Annotated in this window: 6 protein-coding genes; 4 read left to right on the forward strand and 2 right to left on the reverse strand. The window is 50.2% G+C overall.

Annotated features, from left to right (window positions below; translation table 11 throughout):
* Nucleotides 1–691: 691 nt before the first annotated feature.
* A complete protein-coding gene (gene mutS, locus PsAD5_RS04270) occupies nucleotides 692–3,430 on the reverse strand; it encodes a DNA mismatch repair protein MutS (protein ID WP_063291210.1) in 2,739 nt (912 codons plus the stop codon).
* A 140-nt stretch (nucleotides 3,431–3,570) separates the two neighbouring features.
* Between mutS and PsAD5_RS04275 the strand changes: the two genes are divergently transcribed.
* Both PsAD5_RS04275 and PsAD5_RS04280 read left to right on the forward strand, forming a co-directional pair.
* Nucleotides 3,571–5,853, forward strand: a complete 2,283-nt coding sequence (locus PsAD5_RS04275) for an NADP-dependent malic enzyme (RefSeq protein WP_063291211.1) — start codon at nucleotides 3,571–3,573, stop codon at nucleotides 5,851–5,853.
* Nucleotides 5,854–6,104: 251 nt separating this feature from the next.
* Complete coding sequence (locus PsAD5_RS04280) at nucleotides 6,105–9,401, forward strand: hypothetical protein (protein ID WP_063291212.1); 3,297 nt, start codon at nucleotides 6,105–6,107, stop codon at nucleotides 9,399–9,401.
* Nucleotides 9,402–9,434: 33 nt separating this feature from the next.
* Here the strand turns inward: PsAD5_RS04280 and PsAD5_RS28230 are convergent, their stop codons facing one another.
* Nucleotides 9,435–9,782, reverse strand: a complete 348-nt coding sequence (locus PsAD5_RS28230; protein ID WP_208981615.1) for an SH3 domain-containing protein — start codon at nucleotides 9,780–9,782, stop codon at nucleotides 9,435–9,437.
* 41 nt (nucleotides 9,783–9,823) lie between these two features.
* Between PsAD5_RS28230 and PsAD5_RS04290 the strand changes: the two genes are divergently transcribed.
* Both PsAD5_RS04290 and trpB read left to right on the forward strand, forming a co-directional pair.
* Nucleotides 9,824–10,540: a phosphoribosylanthranilate isomerase gene (locus PsAD5_RS04290; protein WP_057463197.1), complete on the forward strand. Its 717-nt coding sequence runs from the start codon at nucleotides 9,824–9,826 to the stop codon at nucleotides 10,538–10,540.
* Nucleotides 10,541–10,555: 15 nt separating this feature from the next.
* Nucleotides 10,556–11,770, forward strand: coding sequence for a tryptophan synthase subunit beta (trpB, locus tag PsAD5_RS04295; RefSeq protein WP_063291213.1), 1,215 nt, complete (start codon nucleotides 10,556–10,558; stop codon nucleotides 11,768–11,770).
* The last annotated feature ends 69 nt before the right edge of the window (nucleotides 11,771–11,839 follow it).

Consider the following 11,839-nt stretch of genomic DNA (forward strand, 5'->3'; position numbering starts at 1 on the left):
TCGAAGTTTCATTGTTGAACACTCTTTCCAAGGCATCCCGGTCCCTCCCTGAATGCCATGTTAATGTGTCAACCATCTCTCCGAACACCTGTCACCTATGTCTCCGGTATGTACACTTGATGCGGGATGACACCGGTGGGTGGGGCAAAGACTGTCTTAAAAAACTTATTCCCCTTCTGAAATCCTCCCATATTCTGAACCTATGCCTACGTAACGGGCTGCTGGCGGAGCGACCGTCAGTTTGTCGTAGGTTGGGCGGGGCTATTGGAAGACGTAACGCACCTTTCAGTGGTCCGGTGAACCGAACTTCAAACGTGACCGCATGGTTTGAGGGGAAGGGCCCAGGACTATAGGGTATCACGCGGTGACAGATACAAGTGCACCGGCAGTAAAACCTGCTTTTGCAAATGGATCTGTCAAAGACGGAGGAACTGTTTGGGCATGGAAACGTGTCTGGATAAGCCATTGTCTTTTCAGGAAACTGACTATCGTACCTTATAGGCAAAAGAGGCGACGTAGTTCATTCCAAAAAAGCCCGGGCAAGGCGTGCAGCCAATGCCGAAGAAACTAACTTAACAAACAGCGCAGGTATTGCCTGCCGCCTTGCTCATCCCGACTTTCGGGTTTCACATGAAAACACCGCCGGAAATCTCCAGCGGTGCTAAAACTGTTTGTGCTTTCTGTACTCAGCTCAGTTTGAGCTGAGCTCTTTGTGCTTTTGCTTGAGAGCGTAGAGCGCTTCCTGAGCCTGACGAGGCGTCATATCATCAGGATCAAGGGTCTCCAACAGTTCAACAAGCTCATTGGAAACAGAGGCTTCCTCATGCTCTTCCGGCTCCGGAATGGTTTCCAGAGGTTGCGAGAAGGATGCAAAGAGCGGCAGATCATCCAAAAGTGTCTCAGCAGGCTTGTTGGTGTCTTGCTCTTCCAGCTGAGTCAGGATCTTTTGCGCGCGGCTGACAACAGTCTTCGGCAGACCAGCCAGTTTTGCGACCTGAATACCATAGGACCGATCAGCAGCGCCTTCGACGATTTCGTGAAGGAAGACAACATCGCCTTTCCACTCTTTCACACGCACGGTCGCGTTGTTGAGACGCTCCAAACGCTGTGAGAGTGCTGTGATTTCATGGTAGTGCGTCGCGAAGAGCGAGCGCGAGCGATTGGTTTCATGCAGATGCTCAATGGCAGCCCATGCAATGGAAAGACCGTCAAAGGTCGCCGTTCCGCGTCCGATTTCATCCAAAATAACCAGAGAGCGGTCCGTGGCCTGATTGAGAATGGCCGCCGTTTCCACCATCTCAACCATGAAGGTTGAGCGGCCTCTGGCAAGGTCATCAGCCGCGCCAACACGAGAGAACAAGCGATCGACGATGCCAATGTGGGCAGTCGTTGCAGGAACGAAACTACCCATTTGAGCCAGCACTGCGATCAATGCATTCTGGCGCAGGAAGGTTGATTTACCAGCCATGTTAGGGCCGGTGATCAGCCAGATCTGGCCGTTTTCATAGCTTTCCTGCGGGCCGAGGTTGGCATTGTTTGCCACAAACGGTTCGCCAGATTTGCGAAGAGCTTGCTCCACCACCGGGTGACGGCCACCTTCAATCGTGAAGGCGAGCGAACCATCAACGATTGGACGGATGTAGTTTTCCGCTTCCGCCAAAACCGCGAGAGAGGTTGAAACATCAAGGACAGCAAGAGCTTCAGCCGCAGCTTTAATCAGGCCACCGGCCTCAACAACGGCCTTGGTCAGCTCGTTGAAGATTTCCAGTTCAATCGCAAGGGCGCGTTCTCCTGCGCTTGCAATTTTGCTTTCCAGATCAGCAAGATCGGTGGTCGTGAAGCGCATGGCACCAGCCATAGACTGACGGTGAATGAAGCGGGCAGAGTCATCCTTCATCGGATCACACTGCGCGGTCGGCGCTTCCATAAACCAGCCAAGCACGTTGTTGTGCTTGATCTTCAGTGAGCGGATGCCAAGCTCTTCAGCCAGATCCGCCTGCATCTGTGCGATGACTTTTCGGCTCTGATCGCGAAGTGCTTTGAGCTCATCGAGGTCTGGATGATAGTCAGGAGCAATAAAACCGCCATCCCGCTTGAGAAGCGGCGGTTCTTCTGCAATTGCGACGCTAAGCTTTTCACCCAGCGCATGCGGTGCTTGCTCCAGCTTTTGCACGGCAAAGCCAACTTCCTGAGGGAAGGCACCGCCAGAGGCGAGCAAACCTGCGATTTCCCGCGCAGATTTCATTGCAGACGCGATGGACTGCAAATCACGCGGGCCACCACGGTCCACTGCAAGACGGGACAGTGCACGAGACATATCCGGCGCGGACTTCAGCAGGCTGCGGATATCCTCGCGCTGCATGGTGTCGGATGCAAAAAACGCAATGGTGTCCTGACGATGACGGATTTGTTCCGGATCCGTAAGGGGACCTGACAGGCGACTGGCGAGCAGGCGGGAACCCGCTCCGGTCACGGTTTTATCAATGGCAGACAGCAAGCTGCCTCGACGCTCGCCGGACAGGGTACGGGTCAGCTCAAGGTTTGCGCGGGTTGCCGGATCAATCAGCAACTGTCCTGCAGCGGCTTCTTTGACTGGTGGGTCGAGAGGAGGGCGCTCGCCGAGCTGGGTTTTGTCGATGTAAGCCAGAATGCCGCTGGCTGCGATCAGTTCAGCACGGGTGTAGTTGGCGAACCCGTCCAGCGTACCGACGGAGAAGTAAGTGGAGAGGCGTTCCTGAGCGTTTGCGCCATCAAAAAACGTGCGAGGAACAGGTGAGAGGGCAGCGCCAAGTCCTTCGACTGTCGCTCGCAACTCGGTTTCCTGAAGAAGTGCGTCAGCAAGCACTAACTCTGATGGATCAATGCGCGCCAGATCAGCAGCAAGGCGCACATCGTCACTTTCAGCCACACGGAACATGCCCGTGGACATATCAATCCAGGCGAGACCATAGAGGTTTCCGTCAGCCGTGCTTCCACCTTTGACCCGCGCTAACGAGGCAAGGAAGTTGTTTCGTCTGGCATCCAGAAGGCGATCTTCCGTGATCGTACCCGGTGTCACCAAGCGCACCACATCGCGGCGAACAACAGATTTGGAGCCACGCTTTTTGGCTTCTGCCGGGTTTTCCGTCTGCTCACAGACAGAAACGCGGTGGCCAAGACCGATCAGTTTTTGCAGATAGTCATCAGCGGCATGCACAGGAACGCCGCACATGGGAATATCATCACCATTATGCTTGCCGCGTTTGGTGAGCGTAATTCCTAGAGACTGAGATGCAACTTCTGCATCTTCAAAAAACAGCTCGTAGAAATCGCCCATTCGGTAGAACAGGAGACTGTCCGGATTAGCCGTCTTAATCTCAATATATTGCGCCATCATGGGTGTGACGCGGCCTTTTGCTGGGGAAGGCTTTTCGATATCTGCTGTAGTCATGGCGCAGACACTAGCAAATGGTTCTATGTGTTTCACCCGTGTCAGTTTAGTTCACAGCTTGAGAACGAGATTTTACGGGGATAATGTCGTCCAGTGATATTTGAAAAGAACACTGCGCTTAAGGGTGAGGAATTTTTCGCATGCCAACCACTGATAAAACAGCAAGCTCGCAGGTCAGCTTTACTGACCAAGACGCGTTAGCCTTCCATAACGAAGGCAAACCGGGCAAGCTTGAAATCTCGCCAACCAAGCCAATGGCCACTCAGCGCGACCTGAGCCTGGCCTATTCTCCTGGCGTTGCTGTTCCTGTGCTGGCAATTGCAGAAGACGCAAGCAAGGCTTACGACTACACCACCAAAGGCAACATGGTTGCGGTTATCTCCAACGGCACTGCCATTCTTGGCCTCGGAAACCTTGGCGCATTGGCTTCCAAGCCGGTGATGGAAGGCAAATCAGTTCTCTTCAAGCGCTTTGCTGATGTGGATTCCATTGACCTTGAAGTGGACACTTCCGACGTTGAGGAGTTCATCGACTCTGTAAAGCATCTCGGCCCTTCCTTCGGTGGCATCAACCTTGAAGACATTAAAGCGCCGGATTGCTTTATCATCGAGCAGCGTCTTCGTGAGATCATGGATATTCCGGTGTTCCACGATGATCAACACGGCACAGCTATTATCGCTGCTGCAGGCTTGATCAACGCAGTTCATATGACAGATCGCGACATCAAAGATGTGAAAGTGGTCTGTAATGGCGCGGGCGCGGCTGGCATTGCTTGTATCGAGCTTGTTAAAGCGATGGGTGTTCCGCATGAGAACGTTCTTCTCTGCGATACAAAAGGCGTGATTTATCAGGGCCGTGAAGCTGGAATGAACCAGTGGAAGAGCGCCCATGCTGTGAAGACAGACAAGCGCGCTCTTGAAGACGCGCTGGATGGTGCAGATGTATTCTTTGGAGTTTCCGTGAAGGGTGCTTTGACACCTGACATGGTGAAGACCATGGCGCCGGACCCAATTATCTTTGCGATGGCGAATCCGGATCCTGAGATTACGCCAGAAGAAGCGAAGGAAGTTCGCCCGGATGCGATTGTTGCAACGGGTCGTTCTGACTACCCGAACCAGGTGAACAACGTTCTCGGGTTCCCGTATATCTTCCGCGGGGCGTTGGACGTTCATGCAACAACCATTAATGATGAGATGAAAGTTGCCTGCGCTCGAGCGCTTGCAGAACTGGCTCGTGAAGATGTTCCTGATGAAGTGGCAGCAGCTTATCGTGGCAGCCGTCCTCGTTTCGGCCCCGAATACATCATTCCGGTTCCGTTTGATCCTCGTCTGATTTCCCGTATTCCTCAAGCAGTTGCACAAGCTGCTATGGACAGCGGTGTGGCACGTCGCCCAATCGTGGACATGGATGCTTATGGTGCGCAGCTGCAGGGTCGTCGTGACCCAATTGCCGGCACTTTGCAGCGGATCATCTCCAAAGTGCGTCAAAATCCGAAGCGCATTGTGTTTGCGGAAGGGGAAGAGCCAGCGGTTATTCGCGCAGCTTCCGCCTTTGTTGCGCAAGGGCTGGGTGAAGCGATTCTTGTTGGCCGTGAAGATGAGATCCGCGCCAATGCGACATCTGCCGGTATTGATGTAAACCGCCCGGGCATTCGCCTTGAAAGTGCGCGATCCTCCACCCGCAATGCGGATTACGCGGAATATCTGTACTCTCGCCTGCAACGTAAAGGCTACCTGCAACGTGATTGTCAGCGTCTCGTCAACAATGACCGTAACTACTGGGCGTCCATTATGGTTGCGCGTGGCGATGCTGATGGCGTTGTAACGGGAACAACACGAAACTATTCAGTTGCGCTGGAAACCGTCAGCCGCTGTATTGATACCAAACCGGGGCACCGCGTGATTGGTGTTTCACTTGTTGTGACACCGGGCAAAACCGTTCTTGTGGCCGATACGGCTGTTCATGACATGCCGACCTCAGAGGAACTGGCGGATATTGCGGAAGAAGCAGCGCATGTTGCCCGCCGTCTTGGGTCCGAGCCTCGCGTTGCTATGCTGGCGTACTCTACATTTGGTCACCCGAAAGGTGAACGGACTGAGCGTCTTCAGGAAGCCGTTAAGATCCTTGATCGTCGCCGTGTGGACTTTGAGTATGATGGTGAGATGGGTGCAGATATTGCACTTAACATGGAGAAGATGGCGGCTTATCCGTTCTGCCGTCTGAATGGACCTGCAAACGTGCTCATTATGCCTGCGTTCCACTCCGCTTCCATCGCGACGAAATTGTTGGAAGAGCTTGGCGGATCAACGCTTATTGGCCCATTGCTGGTTGGCATGGACAAGCCGGTTCAGATTGTACCGATGGGTGCCAAGGATAGCGAGATCTTCAATATGGCAGCTATTGCGGCCTACAACATCACTTAGGTCTGACGGAATTGTGAGATCAGGAAAAGCGTCGCTTCTGCGGTGCTTTTTTATTCCCTAAGCCTCTGATGAAACTACACTTCTATCTGAAAGAAATTATATTAATTACAGATCTCTCAAAAATGGCCAAACAGTCTCAAACCTCTCTTCACCTTGCTATCTAAATGCATGCGAATTGGGTCCGTATTTATAGATATTGTTGGCCTCAACATTGATAGCCTTAAGGGCCTGGGAAAGTTGGGAGTCGATCTATGGTTAAGGGTACGCTCGAAGTTACTGAGTACCAATGGGCGCAGAAGGTTTACAAGCAAAACTCATGGCCGTTCGATGCATATGACGGCGACCCCACTCCTGCTTCGATTGAGACTCACTGCAAAAGTCGTTCTGCTCAATACAAAGCAGAACTTAAGAGCTACAAGGCGCTAAAACCCACTCTCCAAACAGACGCTCAAATGCAAACATTTGATAGTCTTTGCGAGCAAACTCAAAGTCGCATGAAGAATGCAGACTATCTATCGCAAACTGGCAATTTTCTTGATGCGGATAGCACACTGGATGACATAGCAGCACTTGTTGATGGTGTTGGAATTTTAGTAGGGAAGAGCAGGGCTTCAGAGCAGCAGAAAAACGGTGTAGATGGCAAGCAAACTGCTGATAAAGCAGCTACACGCGTTGATCCTCTACTCGCTGTACAACAACGAGTAGCGGAGTTTTCTGCAAAGTTGAAAGGCTACAAAGCTGAGAGGAAGATACTGGTCTCTAAAGATCAGAAAACCTTGTTCGATCAACTCTTCAAACAAGCTGCTTCAACAATGACATTCGTCACCAGTTTGGTAAAAAATAGAGATGCAGATGGTGCTGATCAGCGACTTTTTGATGCTGAAGCGCAATTGCAAGGTGTGCAGCAAGTACTTGAAATACAGAAGCAAACTGTTCGCGATTCGGAAAGTATCAAAGCCGCTCTAAAGGATGCAAATGCTCGGCTTTCAGGAGTCAATGGGCTTCGCAAAACCATTAAATCCCCTCAGGAGCAGAAAGCGTTCACGGATTCTTCAAAGCAAGCAAAAGGGCAAATTAAGCAGGTTGAGGGCTTACTTAAACGACATGAATTTGATGCCTGTCAGGCTGAGTTGAAAGTCCTTAATAACCTAGTTGAAAAAGCAGAGAGTTACGTCAAATTTGTTCCCGTTGATCCGAGTCTTAGCAAACAATTGAAAACGACACGGATTGAAATCCAATCTTGCTATCAGCAGGTAAATGAAGTTCCTGATAAAACTCTCAAACGGGATTTTGAAAAGAACTATCAAGTCGCGATCAACTTACTTGCAGAGACAGAGGATCTGATTGAAGGGCATGGACGTTCCTCTGAGGAAGATATTGCAGCCAATTTAGCTACACTTAAGACCTTAACTGAAGCATTGATAGATTGCGTGGTCAGCACAAAAGAAGCTGCAAAAAAACAAGCAACTAATCAACCGACAGGAAGACGGTCGCGGCCAAACTCAGCTTCGAAGAATGCAGCTCAAAATGCGCTAAATAAAGCTCTTTCCGATTGCACAGGATCTTTGGATGTGGCTCAAGAAAATCTCAACGAGCTTTTGAGGTCTGGGTCCGAGATCAAAGATGCTGCTCTTGCCAGCAGCTTTGCTCAGTATAACAGTGCGGCGCAGACCTATATCACCGAAGGCAAGCAGTATGTAGCGGATCGGAAACTTCAGGAAGCACGAGGCAAACTTGCTACTTGTGAGGATGCAATCAACTCAATGCGGTTCTTCTTAGAATCCGCTCAAGGTTCTCCCGATTTGCAGGCGTCAGAGCAGCAACCATCGCCTCACGATCAAACTGCCTCACCTAGTCAATCAGATCCCATAGCTTCGCACCAAGAAGCTCAGCTTAATGAAGAACGTCTTTTAGAAGAAACAAGGCAAAGAGCTAGCTCTATTCGCAACGCATTGAAAGAAGCAAGAAAGAGGGAAAAGCGTCTGAAGCAGCAACAGGCATCGATCACTGACCAGCAGCTAATGGCACAATTTGTCTCGATGATTGAGCAAGCAGACAAAACAATCCGAGATGTAGGCGTTATGCTTTCTTCAAGACGTGACGGTCGTATCGAATACTCTGAGCAACGCTTACCCTTGATTGATCAGCTCTATCAAAGAGCCCAGGAAATCCTTGATCTGAATAATACTCCTCAACAACACCCCAAAACGCAGGGTGCTCAAAAAACTAGTGATGATGGAGCAAAACAGGCCTTAACTGATCAACTGAAACAGTTAAAAAATGTGATTGCAGTCTCGGTAGCGAATGAATCCACGATTTCAGATCCAAAAATCCTGGATGAAATTGCAACCTATAAAATGCTTTCTGATCAGATGGTTAGTCAGATTGAATTGTACCTGGAAAACAATGACACAAAAGCTGCCCGAGATACTCTGCAGCAACTTCAAGATGTCAGCAAAAACCTTCAGGCCTGTGTAAAGCAGCAGCTGGGACCGGCACAAGAAGAAAAGCGCGCTGAACCAGAACCCATCACTACTCCAAATATCGCTGAGGCCAAAAAATGGGCAAAATCCTTGAAGGGGTTGAAAGCAAGCATACCTAATGAAGACAAAATCCCAGTTTTTGAGAATTGCCAACTGTTGAGTTCAGAATTGATACCGATGATTGAACGTTCAATTAGATCAGGTAACATGGCAGAAGCAGAGGCTCTCCTTGAGCAAGTTGCTGGCTTAATGCGTGAAGTTCAAGAAATAATGTCGGAAAAGAAGTATATTCTTGTACCTTACAAGCATGCAGCCCCGGGCATTCTGAACAACGTCGACTCTCGCAAAACGCCTAGCGGCCCTAATCCAGAACTCTACTGCGAGGAACAAGACGGTAAGTTTTGTCTGAAGCATGCTCTTAATGCGTGTTTGGGTTTTGGAGCAGTATCTCCGCAAGACATGGAAGATGCTCTTTTACAAAATACCTGTGAAGGTTACAAAAACCAGTCCGATATCATAACTTTTGGGGAAGTACGCGAGTATTATCCTGGCTTAACAATCGAAGAGATGCGCCGTCAGATTTCAGAAGACGCTGATGGCTTTTTCCTTAAATCCGCAAAAAAGCAATTCGAGTTGCTCTACGAGGGAATGACACCTGAAGACTATATTCGAGAACGTGGAGCAGATCCTCATACTGGTATGGCTATAATAAAATCAAAACAACAACAACTCGGAGTGCCTAACCTAAAGGATACCCATCTTGATAAGCCTAACTCAGAAGCAGACCTTCAAGCTAATGTGAAGAAAGTCACAGACCTTACGAAAGACGGCACCGTAGATCGATTGATTGTAGGAGCAGGAGCTCATTTTATTGCTCTTCGAAGGAATACTGAAGGTGAGTGGTTTGAAGTGGATAGTAAATCCCCCACGGCGAGAAAAGTTGAACTAGAAGAATATGTTAGACTGAAAGCTAAGCAACACAAGGATGAAGCAATCACAATTATGCACTTTGATGGGGATGTGAACGCTGATGCCACCAAGGGAGCTTCTCAACCGAGGAGGTGAGTTGAGAAGCTGACAGGGAGGTGCGCGCGTGGGTTAGACGCGTCGCATATAGCCTTTGTAGACCCAGCCGATTTGTTCGGAGGTTTGGGCGTCGCGGATGCCGAGCCAGTTGCCTTTGCAGTCGGCGATGTTGATTGCTTGATTTGGGATGAGGCGGCCAATGACGTTGTAATTGGTTCCGGGGCCGGTACGAAGGTTAAGCACGCCTGACTTCAATGGCTTAACTGCATACGTGCCTGCACATGCCTGATCAAACCCGATGGGCACTTTTGGTTGGTGCTGGTAGACTGTCTGTGCTGGGGAGCTGCTTGCAAAAGCAACGAGTGCTCCACATATACCAAGGGTCATCAGATGACCGCGATAAACTCCAGATTTTCTCATTGGTCCCGTCCAGTTCAGGTTCCATAAATGACCAGAACAGGGTGACAAACCCCGATATTTTTGGTCTAACGGTCATTCTGGTATTGCTTGAACACGGTGCAAATATGGTCTCTTCCGCTATGATAAAAATCTGCGGCATCTCTACGAAGGAAACTGCGGACGCGGTTACGAAAGAACAAGTCGATATGATCGGATTTGTCTTTTTTCCGAAAAGTCCGCGCTATGTTTCCATGGCTAAAGCCAAAGAGCTGGCAGACCACGTGCGCGGTAAGACGCAAATTGTTGCACTTACTGTAAACATGGATGATGCAGGCCTGAAGGAAATTGTCGACACTATCTCACCAGATGTTTTGCAGCTGCACGGGAGTGAAACCCCTGAGCGCTGCTCTGAAATTCGCGAGAGTTTTGGCGTTCCTGTGATGAAAGCCTGCGGGATTTCCTCTGCAGAAGACGTGGAGGCACTTACGCCCTATATTCCGCACGTAGACAGATTTCTTCTAGATGCAAAACCACCAAAAAATTCCGATATTCCGGGAGGAAATGGTGTCAGCTTTGACTGGAAACTGCTACAAGGCCTAGAACTTGGAAAGCCTATCATGCTTTCTGGCGGCTTAAGCCCTGATAACGTCCGCGAAGCTTTGGCAATCTCCGGAGTGAGTGATGTCGATGTTTCATCCGGCGTCGAACGCGAGAAGGGCGTTAAAGACATCGAGTTGATTGAGGCTTTTGTGCGTGAAGCGCGCAGCGTTGCCGAGTGAATTTGGGAAGAATTAATGAACCAGCAAGCCAACACATTGCGTTCCGGTCCGGATGATCGCGGCCACTTTGGTGATTTTGGAGGTCGTTTCGTAGCTGAAACGCTCATGCCTTTGATCCTGGATCTGGAAAAGGCTTACAATGACGCAAAGGCTGACCCAGCATATGCGGCAGAGCTGGAAAACCTGAACACCCACTATACTGGTCGCCCATCTGCGCTTTATTTCGCTGAACGCCTGACAGAAGAGCTGGGCGGCGCGAAGATTTACTTTAAGCGCGATGAGCTGAACCACACAGGATCCCATAAGATCAACAACTGTATTGGTCAGATCCTGCTGGCTAAACGTATGGGCAAAACCCGCATCATCGCAGAAACCGGCGCTGGTCAACACGGTGTTGCGACCGCAACAGTTTGTGCGCGCTTTGGTTTGCCATGCGTTGTTTACATGGGTGCTACCGACGTTGAGCGTCAGAAACCAAACGTGTTCCGCATGAAGCTTCTGGGGGCTGAAATTGTTCCCGTTACTGCGGGTGCTGGTACACTTAAGGACGCGATGAATGAAGCGCTACGTGACTGGGTAACCAACGTGGATGACACGTATTACCTGATCGGCACAGCTGCTGGCCCGCATCCTTATCCAGAGATGGTTCGTGATTTCCAGTCTGTGATTGGGGAAGAGACCAAAGAACAGCTGATGAAAGCAGAAGGCAAATTGCCAGATGCTCTCGTTGCTGCAGTTGGTGGTGGCTCTAATGCGATTGGTCTATTCCACCCGTTCCTTGACGATCCATCCGTTGAGATTTACGGCGTTGAAGCTGGTGGTAAAGGCCTTCAGGGTGAAGAACACTGTGCCTCGCTGAACGCAGGTAAGCCGGGTGTACTGCATGGTAACCGCACCTATTTGCTGCAGGATGATGACGGACAGATCCTTGAAGGACATTCCGTTTCTGCAGGTCTGGATTATCCTGGTATCGGCCCAGAGCACTCCTGGCTGAAAGATACAGGCCGTGTGAACTACGTGCCTGCGACCGATGAGGAAGCTCTGGATGCATTCCAGATGCTGACCCGCGTTGAAGGTATCATTCCAGCTCTGGAGCCAAGCCATGCGCTTGCTCAGGTGATCAAGATGGCGCCGAAGATGGACAAAGACAAAGTGATCGTCATGAACCTTTGTGGTCGTGGTGACAAGGATGTCTTCACTGTTGGCAAGATCCTTGGATTTGACCTGTAAGTCATTTGATTTTCAAATGAAAAAGGCGGGCCTTGTGCTCGCCTTTTTTGTTGCCTGAGATTGAATCGG

It is taken from the genome of Pseudovibrio sp. Ad5, assembly GCF_001623095.1.
In the GTDB taxonomy this organism is placed as follows: domain Bacteria; phylum Pseudomonadota; class Alphaproteobacteria; order Rhizobiales; family Stappiaceae; genus Pseudovibrio.

What these genes read in the sequence shown, in the direction of transcription:
- mutS (WP_063291210.1), bottom strand. Translation starts at nt 3,430, where the DNA reads ATGACTACAGCAGATATCGAAAAGCCTTCCCCAGCAAAAGGCCGCGTC.
- PsAD5_RS04275 (WP_063291211.1), top strand. Translation starts at nt 3,571, where the DNA reads ATGCCAACCACTGATAAAACAGCAAGCTCGCAGGTCAGCTTTACTGAC.
- PsAD5_RS04280 (WP_063291212.1), top strand. Translation starts at nt 6,105, where the DNA reads ATGGTTAAGGGTACGCTCGAAGTTACTGAGTACCAATGGGCGCAGAAG.
- PsAD5_RS28230 (WP_208981615.1), bottom strand. Translation starts at nt 9,782, where the DNA reads ATGAGAAAATCTGGAGTTTATCGCGGTCATCTGATGACCCTTGGTATA.
- trpB (WP_063291213.1), top strand. Translation starts at nt 10,556, where the DNA reads ATGAACCAGCAAGCCAACACATTGCGTTCCGGTCCGGATGATCGCGGC.